The 14,775-nt window shown below is 45.1% G+C and carries 12 protein-coding genes; 5 read left to right on the top strand and 7 right to left on the bottom strand.

All coding sequences use genetic code 11. The annotated features are described in order from the left end of the window. Window positions 1-113: 113 nt before the first annotated feature. Both DW800_RS00560 and DW800_RS00565 read left to right on the top strand, forming a co-directional pair. Window positions 114-3,002, top strand: a complete 2,889-nt coding sequence (locus DW800_RS00560) for a hypothetical protein (RefSeq protein ID WP_120381899.1) — start codon at window positions 114-116, stop codon at window positions 3,000-3,002. A 232-nt stretch (window positions 3,003-3,234) separates the two neighbouring features. Then, complete coding sequence (locus tag DW800_RS00565; protein WP_117963040.1) at window positions 3,235-3,717, top strand: hypothetical protein; 483 nt, start codon at window positions 3,235-3,237, stop codon at window positions 3,715-3,717. Window positions 3,718-3,812: 95 nt separating this feature from the next. Here the strand turns inward: DW800_RS00565 and DW800_RS00570 are convergent, their stop codons facing one another. Next, window positions 3,813-4,373 (bottom strand): porin family protein, encoded by a 561-nt coding sequence (locus DW800_RS00570; RefSeq protein WP_008661942.1) that lies wholly within the window; start codon window positions 4,371-4,373, stop codon window positions 3,813-3,815. Between the two features lie 161 nt (window positions 4,374-4,534). Here DW800_RS00570 and DW800_RS00575 point away from each other — a divergent pair, with 161 nt between their 5' ends. The 3 genes from DW800_RS00575 to DW800_RS00585 all read left to right on the top strand — a co-directional run bounded on the left by DW800_RS00575 (window position 4,535) and on the right by DW800_RS00585 (window position 6,397). Further along, window positions 4,535-5,032, top strand: coding sequence for a hypothetical protein (locus tag DW800_RS00575; protein ID WP_008661945.1), 498 nt, complete (start codon window positions 4,535-4,537; stop codon window positions 5,030-5,032). A gap of 280 nt (window positions 5,033-5,312) precedes the next feature. After that, complete coding sequence (gene ric, locus DW800_RS00580) at window positions 5,313-6,041, top strand: iron-sulfur cluster repair di-iron protein (protein ID WP_005824443.1); 729 nt, start codon at window positions 5,313-5,315, stop codon at window positions 6,039-6,041. After that, a complete protein-coding gene (locus DW800_RS00585; RefSeq protein ID WP_005824440.1) occupies window positions 6,038-6,397 on the top strand; it encodes a DUF488 domain-containing protein in 360 nt (119 codons plus the stop codon). Before ric ends, DW800_RS00585 begins: the two co-directional genes overlap by 4 nt. 70 nt (window positions 6,398-6,467) lie before the next feature. Here the strand turns inward: DW800_RS00585 and DW800_RS00590 are convergent, their stop codons facing one another. The 6 genes from DW800_RS00590 to DW800_RS00615 all read right to left on the bottom strand — a co-directional run bounded on the left by DW800_RS00590 (window position 6,468) and on the right by DW800_RS00615 (window position 14,680). After that, window positions 6,468-8,903: a DEAD/DEAH box helicase gene (locus tag DW800_RS00590; RefSeq protein WP_119957676.1), complete on the bottom strand. Its 2,436-nt coding sequence runs from the start codon at window positions 8,901-8,903 to the stop codon at window positions 6,468-6,470. A 133-nt stretch (window positions 8,904-9,036) separates the two neighbouring features. Next, complete coding sequence (locus tag DW800_RS00595) at window positions 9,037-9,258, bottom strand: DUF2795 domain-containing protein (RefSeq protein ID WP_002558131.1); 222 nt, start codon at window positions 9,256-9,258, stop codon at window positions 9,037-9,039. Between the two features lie 70 nt (window positions 9,259-9,328). Then, complete coding sequence (locus DW800_RS00600; RefSeq protein WP_016272019.1) at window positions 9,329-9,883, bottom strand: cob(I)yrinic acid a,c-diamide adenosyltransferase; 555 nt, start codon at window positions 9,881-9,883, stop codon at window positions 9,329-9,331. A gap of 104 nt (window positions 9,884-9,987) precedes the next feature. Continuing rightward, window positions 9,988-10,620, bottom strand: a complete 633-nt coding sequence (locus DW800_RS00605) for a hypothetical protein (protein ID WP_005824435.1) — start codon at window positions 10,618-10,620, stop codon at window positions 9,988-9,990. 4 nt (window positions 10,621-10,624) lie between these two features. After that, window positions 10,625-12,121 carry a 3-succinylated cholic acid synthase gene (gene bas-suc, locus DW800_RS00610; RefSeq protein WP_009037348.1) on the bottom strand — a complete coding sequence of 499 codons (1,497 nt, stop codon included), beginning with the start codon at window positions 12,119-12,121 and terminating at the stop codon, window positions 10,625-10,627. 96 nt (window positions 12,122-12,217) lie between these two features. Continuing rightward, window positions 12,218-14,680 (bottom strand): glycosyl hydrolase family 95 catalytic domain-containing protein, encoded by a 2,463-nt coding sequence (locus DW800_RS00615; RefSeq protein WP_009037349.1) that lies wholly within the window; start codon window positions 14,678-14,680, stop codon window positions 12,218-12,220. Between the last annotated feature and the right edge of the window lie 95 nt (window positions 14,681-14,775).

The following is a 14,775-nucleotide window of genomic DNA, read 5'->3' on the forward strand; positions in this document are numbered from 1 at the left end:
CCGTTACCTGCGAAGTAACGGAAAAAACACATATAAAAATGTGAGGAAAAATACTGTAATCGTAGATTTTATTATTTTTCATTTTTTAAATTTATAAATTTAAAGTTTTCATTATGAACAAAAAGTTTTTAAGTGTAATCTTGTTTGGAGCCTTGATGACGGCTACTACAAGTACGTTCACATCTTGCAAGGACTATGATGATGACATCGATAATTTGCAGGAGCAATTGGACAAAAAAGCTACAGCTGAAGACTTGAATAGCAAAGTAAGCGCATTGGAAAGTGAAATTGCTGCTGCTAAGTCAAGTGCAGAAGATGCAGCGAAAAAAGCTCAAGAAGCTTTAGATAAAGCTACAGGAGCTGGTACTGTTACAGATGCTGACTTGGAAGCTCTAAAAACTGATTTAGAAGCTAAAATAGCTAAGTTAGCAGCTTTAAAAGATGTTGAGGAACAAATTGCCAACCTTAAATCTGAACTGACCAATGCTATTGCAGGTAAAGCAAGTCAAGAAGAATTGAAGGCTCTTGCAGAAAAGGTGGCTAAATTACAAAATGAGGCATTAAATCTGATCGGCCGTCAATTGACTAGTTTAGTGTTTAAGCCTGATTTCTATTATCAAGGTATTGAAGCTATGTCTGCGTCTACATTTGCGTATAAGGCTTTGACATTGAAAGTTGTTAATGCTGATGCGGATTTTTCTAAAGATGCGGCAACAATTGCAACTACGCAGTCTTATTTGACTCCAGGATTGACTGCAGATTATCACATGAATCCGTCTACTGTAGATATAAATAATATCGCAGAACTGACATTTATCTCCGATGATAAGAAATACACTAAAGCTGCAGGTGCAGTAGTGAAAGCTGAAGTTATTGGTAAAAGCTTAGCTCCAAACCAACCAGGTGTTTTGAGAGTAAAAGCAAAATTGACTGACGGTAGCATTAAAGACATTGACAAAGATGGACTCGTAACAGTATTGGCTTTGCAAGCTCATTATAAAGATGCCAAAGTAGATACTATAATTACTTCTGATTACGCTGCTGTAAAAGCGCAAGAAATCAAAGATTTAGTATTGGCAAACGCAAAAGTACAACCTAATCATGCTGACGGAGAAGGTCACTTGTATACGACTGCAGCTGAAGCTATTCAGAATGAACCTCAAATTCAAGTTGCATGGAACAGCGAAGGTGTAGATGTTGCTGAATATATTCAAACACACTATACAACAACTACCAATCAAGATATCGCTTGGGATAAAAATGCAAATGAAGGTCTTGTTGAGAAAGATGGTTTCAAGTATATTTATGAATTGGTAGGTTATTTTGCCGGACAAAATGAGACTTCAGAAAGTGCCCATGCAAATTGGAAGGGTGCTATATTGAGACCTCAAATAACCAAAGGTGGTAAGCAACAGGCATTTGGTGCTGAACAAAGCAAAGCAACCATAGGTCGTATGCCGTTGATTCGTGTCATCTTGAAAGATACTGTACAGAACCAAAATGTAGCCGTTGGTTATATTAAAGCTGAAATTACAACAACTCCGGAAGAGAATGAAATTACTGTTATTGATCCGTTCAACTTTACTGAAGGATATACCGTTAATTGCTCTCAAGATAATTTGATTAAGAAATTAACTTGGGATCAAGTGGAAGAACAAATTTTAGCTAAACTTGATATTTCTAAGGAAGAGTTTGAAAATACTTATAAACTTGACGCTACGGATAGCGATGCAAAGCAATTCACTGGGGCAAGTGCAGATGCAGTAGAAGTTGCGAAGAAGATTGGGGTAGTTTCTAAAACAACTGCTGATACGGAAGGCCATATGACAGAAGTATTGCAGTGGACAATAGGAGCTAATGACGCTTATGAACTTTTCACAGAAAAAGCAAGTATAAATGCTGTCGTTCGTTTTGTTAAGGAGAATAGCAATAAAACTGCACACTATGTGTATGTAACATTCAACTGGACACCGAGTCCACGCAATGTTACTCCAGCCGGTACTATTGCCAATACTACAAAACTTGACTATGCTTGGTTTGCAAGTGGTAGTACAGAAGCTAAGAGCGGTTATGATGAAATCCATCAGAACGTAAAAGTACCCAATAAGGGTGAAGGCGCAGATAAGTGTACTTATGTAAATGACCTTTTGAATGTATTTGAAGGCAATAAGGTTACTATCAGTGGAGTAGATGCAGTTTATGCAGATTTCCAAGATAATAAATTAACTAAAACATTCCAGTTCGTTACTCCGCGCATAAAGGATGTTTATGGCGTTTCTAAACATAACAAGTACAGATTATCTGTTTCTACGGATGGATTAACTTTATCTGCAACTAAGCTGGAGAACAATCAACCAACCGGAGCTTCTCAAAAGATAGCAGTAATTAGCAATTCTGCTGTGACATATCAAGAAACTGATTACGCAAAAGATATCTTGAACTATGCTGGTCGCACTGAAATGAAAGATGGTGAAACTCTTTGCGGTCGTGTTAAAGTTGTTGCAACAAACGAATGCAAAAAGGACTTGAAATTGAGCAATTATGAATTTGATGTGAAATTTATACGCCCTATTAATGTAACTTCTAAGGATAATGAAGGCTTGAAAGATGCTATTAATGACGGTGACAAGCTTGACTTCAGCAAGGTATTAGCATTTACGGACTGGCGTAATAACAAGGAACAAAATGAGTTCAGTCCGGAAGGATATAACTACTATACTTACTATGGAGTTGAGAAGATTGAAGTAGATGAAGCTAATATCACAACTAATTTGAATGGTGGAACATTGGGTGAAACATTGTTGAGCTCTAAGAGTAATAATATCGAAATAACATATACTCCGTCTACAGAGCCTATTGATGGTACACATATGGGTATTCTAAACTATAAGAACAATGGTAATGAAGTTGGTAACTACCAAATTCAAGTTCCTGTAAAAGTAACTTATAAATGGGGTGTTATTGAAGTTAATATTGTTATTGATGTTCACGGAACTGTCTAATCATTAGATTAAATAGAAATCTCCAATAGAAAGAGTGCCTTCAAAAGAGGGCACTCTTTTTAATCTATAAAGACGTCTACATATTGAAATTATGTGGTCAGTTCACTTGGAGTGAAGTGAAGAAGCTATTTCTCTTTCATTTTTTCGCTATATATTTTAATATAGCTCCAGCCTATTGATACCAATCATAATAATATGCCCCCAAAATCACCTAACAAAAATAGATAAAAGAATGAAAACGATAAAGTCTTTAAGTATACTGTTGTATGTACTTGTTTTGATGACAGCTTGTAAACAAGAAAAGAAAAGAGTAGAAAGTATTGCCCCCAAAACATCCTCTATCATGGTACTCTCACAGCGAGATACAGCAACTGTGACTGAGCTTGTAAACCGATTCATGACTTTAGCTCAAAATAAAGAGTATGCCGAAGCTGTAGCCATGCTATACAAAATGGATGCTAAAATACCTAATCAAGCACCAGAACCTTTAGATAATGAAGACATGCAACATATTAAAACATTATTTGAACTCTTTCCTATCTATAGATATAAAATTGATAATATACAATTTAAAGAAGCCGAAGATAATGAAGTAAGATGCACCGTTTACTTTACCGAAACTAGAAAGACCAATTGGTACTTTAAACCAGTACGCTATCTAGGGAATTGGAAATTATGCATGAAAGATTCAGGAATGGGTGATAAAGCCATCTGATAAACTTTTCAATTCCCATCAAAAACGCAAGAAAGGCCCTCCTTTTTGTAGGAGAGCCTTTCTTATATTATATTCCACAAATCGTTTTACTACATTTAGAAGAGATACGCCGCAGACACCTGCCAAGTCTTATTCTTGGCACCGATGGCATCACCCGCATTCTTCCACGTAAATGAGTCGCCCATCGGGAGCTGATAGGTCACGCCAACCTGGAGATGCTTCAGCAGCTTCACACCGGCACCCAGATTAAGTGCCACTTGAGCCTTCTTGCGGTCTACGTAATCCTTCTTCTTGAAGTCGAAGAAGAAATCGGGACCGGCAGCTATATAAATACCCAACAAGCTACCCAAGCCAATGGTATATTTCAGATTTACGGGTACTTCCAGTCCTGTTTGCTTCACCTCGTCCTTGCCGCGCTGAGAGAACAGCAAAGCACCATCAACACCCAAGCCTACAATGGGAATGGTAAACTCAGCCATCGGACCAATAAAGAAACCGGTAGAATTATCCTTGTTTCCCTTATATCCGCCATCCCAATCTATTTTCGTCATATTCACACCACCCTTAACACCCCACTTCAATAGTTGGGCCTGGGCAGGCATAGCCATAAACATACAGCATACAGCTATCACGAAAGCACTAAAAATCTTTTTCATAATCAATTGTGTTTAATATTACGGGACAAATATATGCAAATTCTTCCTAAAGAAACAACGTATGTTAGCATTTGTTCATTTACGAGAACAATGAATCACAAAACGCATTACCTTTGCAACCTGAATCAAAGAAAGATACCACACAGATAAAATAAAAAGCTATGATAAAAATCAGAAAGACGCAACCCACAGACATTGCAATCCTTATGGACATCTTTGAACAAGCGAAGCACATCATGCGGAAAGACGGAAATATGCTGCAGTGGAGAGGCAACTACCCTTCCAGGGAAATCGTCATAGCAGACATCGAACAAGGAAACAGCTATGTGTGCACCGACGATACCGAAGAAATTATCGGAACCTTCGCCTTTATCCGTGGAAACGACCCCACATATACGCATATCTATGAAGGAAAATGGGTGGAAGATACGCTTCCTTACGGCGTCATTCACCGGCTGGCAAGTACAGAACACAGCAAAGGAGTGGCCAATGCCTGCCTGCAATGGTGCTACGAACAAATACCCAACCTACGTGCAGATACCCACCGGGACAATCATATCCTGCAATACATACTGAAGAAGCACGGATTCAAATATTGCGGCATCATCCTTCTGGCCAATGGAGACGAACGGCTGGCATTCCAAAAAGTAGAAGGATAGACAAGGAAACCACGAATCTTTCATTTAAAGGAGTTATCAGCCGACAAGTCGGCTTAGGAGTTAAAGCCAATACTCGTGCGTATGTATTCACAGAAGTATCGGCTTTAACTTCTTCAACTCCTGACGGAGCGGAGCGAAGTGATAACTCCTCCAATTCCTTTAAATGAAAGAACCGGGCAAGAAAACTCAAATAATCATAACCCTTCAAACATTATCTGCCATATAATTGTATATATAGCAGGTTTCCACAATGTTGTGGAAAACAAAAACAAGATAACATATGAAGGATTATAAACGTATGACAGTCGGCGAAATCGTAGCCGACAACTTCAACAATGCCGGGATATTTGATAAATATGGCATTGATTTCTGCTGCCATGGTTCCGCACTGCTTCCCGAAGCCAGTAAAACTGCCGGAGCCGATATGGAGAAGGTGATAGAAGAAATAGAGCATCTGGCTCCGACAACCTCCGAAAATATTGATTTCAAGAGTTGGCCTCTGGACTTATTGGTGGACTATATTCTCAAAATCCACCACCGTAATATCCGTACACAAGGTCCCGAGATTGAAGAACTGCTGGATAAAATATGTCGCGTACACGGTGAAAAACATCCGTCACTCTACAATGTGCAGGCTCTCTTTCATGATTCCCTCTCCGACCTCAATGCCCATCTCGACAAAGAGGAACTGGTACTGTTTCCCTACATCTATGAGATGGTAAAGGCTAAGCTGGAAAATACTCCCCTGCCCGAATTCCACTGTGGAAGCATCGAAGCTCCCATATCCGTCATGATGGCAGAACATGACATTGAAGGAGAACGCTATCGCCACATAGAGCATCTGACCAACGGCTATACAGCTCCAGAAGATGCCTGCAACAGTTACCGCCTCGTACTCCAACAGCTTAAAGCATTTGAAGAGGCCTTGCACCAGCACATCCATCTAGAAAATAATATCGTTTTCCCACGCTCCATCAAAATGGAAGCAAAATTAAGAGAACAGCCATGACACAAATCAGAATCAAACGGGTATATGAAGAACCCGATGCAACAGACGGCTACCGTGTATTGGTGGACCGGCTGTGGCCTCGCGGCATAAAAAAGGAACATCTGAAATACGATGTCTGGGAAAAGGATATTACCCCTTCACCTGAATTAAGAAAATGGTTTCACGAAGACCAAGCGGAACACTGGGAGGGGTTTGCAGCCATGTATCGCAAGGAACTGGAAAATTCGGAAGCCGCCCTTAGGTTCATTGACACCATAAAACACCACCATACCATAACCTTACTATATGCTTCCAAAGCACCGATATACAACCATGCACGCATCCTGCAACGGTTTCTGCAGGAGCACTTAGACTAATTACTCACAATCTTTACAGTAAAAGCAAAGATGAACTGTAACTCTGGAAAGGCTGTTCAACGAATTGGTGCTACAAGGACACAAACTTCTTTTTCAAGTCGTCCACTCCCATTCCCGTAAAATAATCCTCGATAAAGTCCCAGCGCTGTTCATCCGTCAGCTTATCTGTTCCGAAGAAGAAAGAGAACAAGTCAATCTGCTCCTGGAATATCTGCTCGTTGGTATCCAGAATCAGATTGCGGTAATCATCGCCAAGCGCAAGTTCCTGCAGAGTTTCGGGGTCATTGAAACGGACAAATACGCAAGGCGTACCGCCACCCTCCACACTGAACGAAAGGCAGCCGAGCATAGAAAGCAGATTAAGCAGCATATTCAAGTCCGAGAAAGGAGTGCAATAAAACAGCAGGCGGTCTCCCTTACTACCCACCATACGTTGGCTAAACAGTTTTTGATAGCGCGACAAAAGCAAATCAAAGCCTTTGGTCACCGTAAAAGAGAGTTCATTGGAGTCCTTCTTTTTCACGCTACTGATATAGCTCACACTGCGGCCTTCCTCCGTGCGGCTCTCCAGCAGGGAACCGATAAAGCGTTTGGCGGAGCGCACGTCCATGTCATGCTCGGCAAAAACAGCCCGCAGTTCTTCTTCATCAAAACGTCCTTTCGACTTTATCAATGACGTTTTCAGCATCGTTGTCAGGCTCTTGAACAAGGCATCCATCCGCTCACGGATGACAGTGGCATCTTCCTTCAACAACACCTCATGCTTGCCTACAGACACGGCACGGGCTCCCTCCCACAACGTTCCATTATTCAGTTTCTGTTTGAATTCCTTGTAGCCAAGCTCAGGGAAACGCTCTTCCCAAAGCGCTTCCAGACGTGCGACGTAAACCCCGTCCTCCCCTTCTACCTTTGTCAGATAGCTATGGAATTCACGGGCAAAGACATCACCCGTCTTGTCCTGGACATATCCTTCGGTCAACAGATTCTTGGGGCTGATTTCAAGCAGATGCCTTCCATAACGCTGCATCAAATCGTCTTCCAGCCAAAGCAAGGCGGTCTTGATGAGCTGTCCCAACTCTGCTTCATACTCCAGCTTGTTCTTTGTACGCGGCAGTTTCACCACAAACTCAAAATCGGACAAAGACACCATGATTTCCGGTTTTTCCCCTTTCATGCGGTACACTTCCATGAGCTTTCTCAGAATAAGCACCAACTGTTCCTGGGCAATATTCCCCGTCTGATGCAGACGCTTCATATAATAGAAGTCACGCTCATGGTAGTCGGTAGCGGCAATACCCTGTATCTCCGTATCACGCGCGGCACGCCCTATCTCCTGAATATAGTCGACAAACGTACTGGATGGCGCCACATGGTATACACGGTCTATATCACTGATGTCCACTCCCATACCAAAGGCTTTCGTAGCCACAATCAGTTTCTTGGTTCCTTCCTTGAACTCCTGCACAATGGCAGCTTTCTGTTCCTTGTCCTTCTTGCCATAATAGGAAGCCACCAGACGCCAGTCTACCGGCTTCACCCACGTCTTAAGACGCATGTCGATGCCACCCGCAAAAGGATAATAGAGCAATGTCTTGTGCCCGTCCAGGAAGTCCTCGACCCGCGCAGCCACCACGCGCTGCTTTGCCTTGTCGTATGTCTCCCCATCCTCCATCTCCATCTGACGGATGTCAAAGCTAATATTCCGGCGCTTCACTGTACCTACATAAAGCACGCAAGGCTCCATCTGCAAGGAACGAATAGTCTCGAATATCATATCATTACCTCCTTTCGGGTTCCAGACAGCCGTAGCAGTCAATGCAAACAACGGGAAATTATAGCCGAGAGTCTGTTTCAAAGCAGTCAGGTAGCGCCCCAAGAACCAATAGTCCACGCGGAACTCCTTGCCCCACGTAGTGACCGTATGCGCCTCATCGACCACCACCAGACCGATGCGGCGCTCGCCTACAAAATGCTTAATGTCGTAAGAGAGAAGCAATTCCGGCGAGAGATAGAACAAATCAATCTCCCCCTCACGCACCTGCCGGTAAACCTCCATCTTCTGTTCCGGCGATAAATCGGACGAGGCGTATGCCACACGCATATACCCCAGCTCTTGCAGACTTTCCACCTGGTCTACAATCAACGCCTTCAAAGGGGAAACCACAATGGTAAGCAGATTATACTCCTTCCCCAGATAGATGGCAGGAAGCTGGAACAACAAAGATTTTCCGGAGCCGGTAGGGGCAGTCAGCAAGATATTGTCTACCTGCGTTTCACCTTTCCAAGCCTTTTCAGCCTCCAGTATAACGTTCTCTATCAGCTGTCCCTGCGAAATGCAGAGTTTCTCTTTTCCCTTGGACAAGTCATCGTAAATCTCAAGATTACGAAACTGTTCGTAGCCGTAAGTCTCCTTTAAAATCGTGTTTATGGTTTCGCGGCAGTTTTCAGGCAGATGCCTTTCCTTCAAATCCGGTAACCGGCGTGTTGTTGCTTCTTGTACATTCATTATTATTGTAGTGTGGGGGTATTAAAAAGAAAAGAAGTAATTCTTCAACCATAGTTATCGGTTTTGGAATTACTTCTCCCTATGTTTCAAAATATTACCAGACATACCGGTAAGTTTTTTCTTTCAAAGCGTATCAATATTCCTCCTCGTTAAAGAAAAAGTCCTCTTTGCTGGGATAATCGGGCCAAATATCTTCTATGCTTTCATAAATCTCGCCTTCATCTTCCATTTCCTGCAGATTCTCAATCACTTCAAGCGGAGCACCCGAACGCATGGCATAATCTATCAATTCATCCTTAGTTGCCGGCCAAGGAGCATCTTCCAATTTAGATGCTAATTCCAATGTCCAATACATAGTCTCTAGTATTAAAATTGTGAATATTAAGTCCTATTTCTATTTTTCGGCAAAAGTATAACAATTTATTTCACTTGCAACTATTATTCCAAAATATTTCACCTTTTTTGTCGTCTTGATTCATTTTACGGGAAAGAACGAACAAATAATCAGACAAGCGGTTCACGTAAGCCAGTAATTCCGAAGCGATTTCCACTTGTTCGGCCAGAGCAAGAATCCGACGCTCTGCACGACGGCAAACCGTACGGCAAACGTGGCAGAGTGCCGCACCGCGACTTCCGCCGGGAAGAATAAAGGCTGAAAGAGGAGGCAAAAGAGTATCCAAACGGTCTATCTCCCGCTCCACCATTTCCACCTGCTCCGAGCTGATGATACTGGCTTCTTTCAGCTCCATTTTCTCCCGGTCTGTGGCCAGATGAGAGCCTACGGCAAAAAGTCTGTCTTGCACTTGCTGCAGAAAATCTTTATCCTTTCCGTCAAGCAGGTACGTGATGAGAAGACCCAGATTGGAATTTAGCTCATCTACCGTACCGTATGCCTCAAGGCGGATATGCGTTTTAGGTACACGGGTTCCGCCTACAAGAGAGGTGGTTCCTTTATCTCCGGTTTTGGTGTATATCTTCATAAGGAATTAATGTTTAGGGGTTAGGGATTAATGTTTAGCAGCCAGTAAGTGGAGCTAAGCACTAATCACTAACCGCTAATCACTATTGAAACGCCTAAAGATAATCAAAAGTTGACAATATAGTCTTGTTTTATCTTTGTTTTATCGAAGAATATGATACCAAGGTCATAAAGGTCGAACGTAATGCCCGCCCGTCCGTCCTGCTTCATGCGCTTCCAGAGGGCAAACATCTGCGGAGTGTAACGGATACCTTCAATTACAAAAACAGACTTTCCCCTGGTACGGGTGGAACAGATGCGGAAGACCTCCTCTACAAAATCGGGATGACGATAATCGTGCAAATAAAGGAAATCAACGGGAACGCCACTCTCCAGAAAGAGCTCGGAAAGGTCGGAAGCCGAAGTATAATCTGCTCCCTCCTTCCCCGCTTTCAGATAGAGGGCAGAAGCGGCAAGCGTACCGGCATCTACAATGGTCTCCGGCTGGGTATAGTTTACCAGACGGAACAGAAGGCGTTTTACTTTCTTCGATTCGTACTTCCAACGTTTATCTTTCTCCAGCTCCAGTTGCTTCTGTGCCTTGGCCAGCTCTTCATATTTATAATAAGCCGTACTTTCGTAAATTACATGCGTAATCAGGTTAAAGGCAAAAGGAGAATGTACACCGTAGCCGCAACGGTGCCGGAAACGGTACAGCCAGATAAAAGGCCGTTTTAGAGTAAGCAAAATACGATTCATTATTTTAATGCGCTAATGTACCTTCGAAAGTCACCCCTTCACCCGAAGAATAATTCTCCGTAACAGTCAGGAGTACCTTGTTATCCTCAAAGCAGAGCGTAAGCCCAAGAGCGCTTATCCAGTTGACATAATGTACTTTCAGTTGCAAAGCATCAGGTGACGCCCACGCATAACTGCCTGCCACCTGGAAAGGGCCTTCTATACCCTTAAAACGCCCCTTTGCAGCAACCGAATACGGAGGATAGCCATCAATTGCCGCTTTCGACCATTGCTTATAGCCAAACGGAAGACTGTATGTCTTTCCGTCTTTCTCCACCACAGTCATCACTACTTCTTGCTGCTTGAATTGCAGTTCGATGGATTGCCATCCGTATTTGTTCTCTCCGAGCAGGATGCGCTTGCCTGCGTATTTCTGTGAAAGGGAGGAAGCAGCCTTTCCTTGCACCAACGGCAGTTGATAAGAACGCTGTTTCTTCTGCAGGCGCTTGTAGTCCTTACCGGGCACTAATGCCTGGTCACCTGTCTCCGGCAACAAGCGGTTCCAGACCAGACGACGCTGCCGACGACCGTCTATCAATGTACATTCGGTAATGACCACTACCATATCCTTATCCGGAACAATCAGAATGTATTGTCCCAAAGCCCCGTCAGCACGTACAGCACCCGGATATTCGCAAAGCCACATCTGATAGCCATAATCTCCTATCTGTCTGGTCATCATCTGCTCCACCCAGGAAGCCGGAAGCAACTGCCTGCCTTCCCAAACACCCCGGTTCAGCAGCAGCAATCCGAATTTTGCCAATGACTCGCTCTGGATATGCAGTCCCCAGCCACCGGTATTGATGCCTTCAGGGCTTATCTCCCACGCAACGTCCGTGATATGCATCGGGATGAAAAGCTTCTGCTTCAGATAATCCAGCAAGGTCATGCCCGTCACCTTCTGCACAATGGCAGAAAGCATATAGGTACTAATCGAATCATATTCAAACTTCTTGCCCGGAGTTTTCACCGGTTTGGCAAGGAAGGTACGTATCCAGTCGGGAGTGAGGTTGCGCATATTCCAGTCGGGAGTGACACCCGATGTCATGGTAAGCAGGTCACGGACAGTCATGTCTGCCAGATTAGTGGAAACCGAATCCGGAAGAAGCTCCGGGAAGAAAGCACCGACGCGGTCTGTCAAACGCAAGCGGTTGTCCGCAATGGCAAGTCCTACGGCAGCCCCGACAAAGGTTTTGGAGCAGGAATACATGGTATGGCGATATTCCGGCGCGAACGGAGCCGGATAGATTTCTCCGATGACCTTGCCGTGACGCACCACCACCACGCTGTGGATGTCTGTTTTCGGCAATGCCATCAGTGAATCAAACAAGGCAGTGACAGCCTTGGAAGGGACTCCTTCTGCCTCGGGTGTGGAACGTGGCAACTCATTGATTTGTGCATGAACTGCCAACGCTCCCAGCAAGCCGAGAAACAAGAAGAAAAAACGTACTCTATTTTTCATAATTATCTAAGATATTTGTTCTACATGCACTGCAAATGTACAGCATTCGGACGCGAAAGACAAATAACTTGATAATTTTGTCGGAGGGGAACGTTCCTATAAGAAATGTATGGTCACCGCCTCTCCCTTGTTCAAATCCAACGGAAATGCCGGTTCTTTGTAAGTATGCGTACGTCCTCCTATCTTCACTTGGGCACGAACGGCGCCTGCGGGCATCTTTAGGATGAATTTACCCGGAACAAGAGCGGTAACAACAGCCCTCGTTGCCCGTCCATCCTTCCAGTCCAGGTCTATGGAAGCACCGCCGCGTACGCGCATTCCACGGAAGTTACCGGTAGTCCAGCTATCCGGCAGGGCAGGAAGCAGATGGATAAAGCCTTCATGACTTTGCAGCAGCATTTCGCCGACTCCCGCCGCGCCACCGTAGTTGCCATCAATCTGGAAAGGAGGATGCGAACAGAACAAATTAGGGAAAGTGCCGCTACCATGACCTCCCGTCGCAGCATCGACAGCAGGATGCAGCAAACTCTTGAAAAGTTTCCAAGCACGGTTTCCGTCACCCAAACGAGCCCAGAAGTTTATCTTCCAAGCACGGCTCCAACCGGTACCCTCATCTCCACGACGGTTCAAGGTCATCCGGCAGGCTTCGGCAAGCTCGGGGGTGGACTCCGGCGAAATCAAGTTTCCCGGATGCAGGCCGTAGAGATGGGAAACGTGGCGGTGGTGCACATCCACTTCCTTATAATCTTCCAGCCATTCTTGCAAGTATCCTTCCTTACTGATTTGCATGGGCGGAAACTTCTTCAGGTCTGCCTCAAGCTTCGCCACATAGTCCGCATCACAATCCAGCAGGCGGGCGGCGGCAATGACATTGGTATAAAGCTCGGTGAGCAGTTGCACATCCATAGTGGGACCCATACAGATGCTGACGGGAGTCACGCTGTCACCCGGCACATAGAAACTATTTTCCGGAGAAGAAGTGGGGGCAGTTACCAGCCAGCCATGAGAAGGCTCCTGCACGGTGGTGGAACTAAAGAACCGGGCGGCACCTTTCAAGACGGGATAAATACGACGCAGATAATCCCTGTCTTGCGTATACAGATAGTGTTCCCACAGATGGGCACACAGCCACGCACCACCGGTATTGGTCGCTCCCCAGGAAGGATGTTCACCGGGAGCGGTGTAATTCCATACATTGGTCATCATGTGGAGCACCCAGCCATCTGCCTCATCGCCATAGAAAGTACGCGCACTTGCTTCTCCCGAAGGGACAAGGCGCTCCATCAACGTTGTCAACGGCTGATAGAGTTCGGAAAGTCCGGCTTGCTCCAAGGGCCAGTGGTTCATCTGGATATTGATGTTCGTATGGTAGTCCCCGTTCCAGGGAGTCGATACTCCATTTGTCCAGAGTCCTTGCAGATTGGGCGGCAGACTGCCGGGACGGGTACTGCTGATAAGCAGATAGCGTCCGTAGTTATAGTACAGAGCAGCCAATGCCGGCGACTCCTGCTGTGTGAAGCGGAGGATGCGCTCGTTCGTCGGGAGCGTATCATCCGGCGTGGCAGGAAGCGTCAAGGAAACACGGTCGTAGAGGAAACGGTGGGCAGTGACATGGTTGGATAATGAAGAATGGAGAATGGAACATGGAGAATTAGCGGGGGTGGTGAAAGGACGGAGCAAGCTGTCGCAGACTTCCGCATAGCGTTCGCCCGGGAAGTCGGTACCGGCAGCGGCATAGGAGGTAGCGGCAGAAAGTATCAACCAGGCTTCCTGCCCGTTCTTCAAGCAGATACCATTTTCCGGGCTGACAGATGATTCACCACCGTTCTGCACGAGTTGCATCGCCACACGGTATTTCATACCGTCCAAACCGGGTTTACCGCTTTCCAACATGCCGTCCATCAAAAGGGTGTTCCCTTGGACAGTCACCAGGCTATGTTCTGCACGGCTCAAACGGGCAGAGAAGTTCAGAGTCCCTTCACGTCCGGCAACCAGATGAATCAGCATGACATCACGGTCACGGGAAACAAAATACTCACGGCGGTAATCGACATCTTCCAGCCTAAAAGCCGTGTATGCCACCGCATCGCGTAAGTTGAGCCAACGGCGATAGTTGTTTAATGGAGAATTGAGAATGGATAATGAAGAATTGTAGGTAAAATCTATATCCAAATCACCCAATACCTGATAGGTTCCATATCTCCCGTCAGTCTCCTGCTTCTTCGGAACGAAACTGCTGTACATCAGCTCCTGTGCTTCGCGGTTCTTTCCCTCAAACAGCAGTTGCCGGATGGCAGGCAGACTCTTCGAGGCATCCGGATTACTATAATCCGCCTCCATTCCGCTCCATAATGATATTTCATTCAGCACAATGTGCTCACGGAGAATGCCCCCGTCGGGCATCATGCCCAAGCGTCCGTTGCCCAAAGGAAGAGTCTCCTCCCAGATAGCGGCGGGCGATGTATAGTATAGCTGATGATTACAACTGTCGGCAGGGGTATCGGCAGCACGAAGCAGCAACGAGGCTGCAAGCAGAAATAGAGTGGCAAGTGTCTTCATATTGTTTTTTGATTCTGATTTCAGGCTACAAACTTACCGCATACATTTTGCAACATTACTGCATACACTTTGCAGCATTGCTGCATACCTTTTGC

It is taken from the genome of Bacteroides sp. AM32-11AC, from assembly GCF_003603515.1.
Classification (GTDB): domain Bacteria; phylum Bacteroidota; class Bacteroidia; order Bacteroidales; family Bacteroidaceae; genus Bacteroides; species Bacteroides uniformis.

Bases quoted from the DNA above. Each gene is read 5' to 3' on its own strand.
- DW800_RS00570 (WP_008661942.1), bottom strand. From the start codon at position 4,373: ATGAAAAAGATTTTTAGTGCTTTCGTGATAGCTGTATGCTGTATGTTT.
- DW800_RS00565 (WP_117963040.1), top strand. From the start codon at position 3,235: ATGAAAACGATAAAGTCTTTAAGTATACTGTTGTATGTACTTGTTTTG.
- DW800_RS00575 (WP_008661945.1), top strand. From the start codon at position 4,535: ATGATAAAAATCAGAAAGACGCAACCCACAGACATTGCAATCCTTATG.
- ric (WP_005824443.1), top strand. From the start codon at position 5,313: ATGAAGGATTATAAACGTATGACAGTCGGCGAAATCGTAGCCGACAAC.
- DW800_RS00605 (WP_005824435.1), bottom strand. From the start codon at position 10,620: ATGAATCGTATTTTGCTTACTCTAAAACGGCCTTTTATCTGGCTGTAC.
- bas-suc (WP_009037348.1), bottom strand. From the start codon at position 12,121: ATGAAAAATAGAGTACGTTTTTTCTTCTTGTTTCTCGGCTTGCTGGGA.
- DW800_RS00600 (WP_016272019.1), bottom strand. From the start codon at position 9,883: ATGAAGATATACACCAAAACCGGAGATAAAGGAACCACCTCTCTTGTA.
- DW800_RS00585 (WP_005824440.1), top strand. From the start codon at position 6,038: ATGACACAAATCAGAATCAAACGGGTATATGAAGAACCCGATGCAACA.
- DW800_RS00615 (WP_009037349.1), bottom strand. From the start codon at position 14,680: ATGAAGACACTTGCCACTCTATTTCTGCTTGCAGCCTCGTTGCTGCTT.
- DW800_RS00590 (WP_119957676.1), bottom strand. From the start codon at position 8,903: ATGAATGTACAAGAAGCAACAACACGCCGGTTACCGGATTTGAAGGAA.
- DW800_RS00560 (WP_120381899.1), top strand. From the start codon at position 114: ATGAACAAAAAGTTTTTAAGTGTAATCTTGTTTGGAGCCTTGATGACG.
- DW800_RS00595 (WP_002558131.1), bottom strand. From the start codon at position 9,258: ATGTATTGGACATTGGAATTAGCATCTAAATTGGAAGATGCTCCTTGG.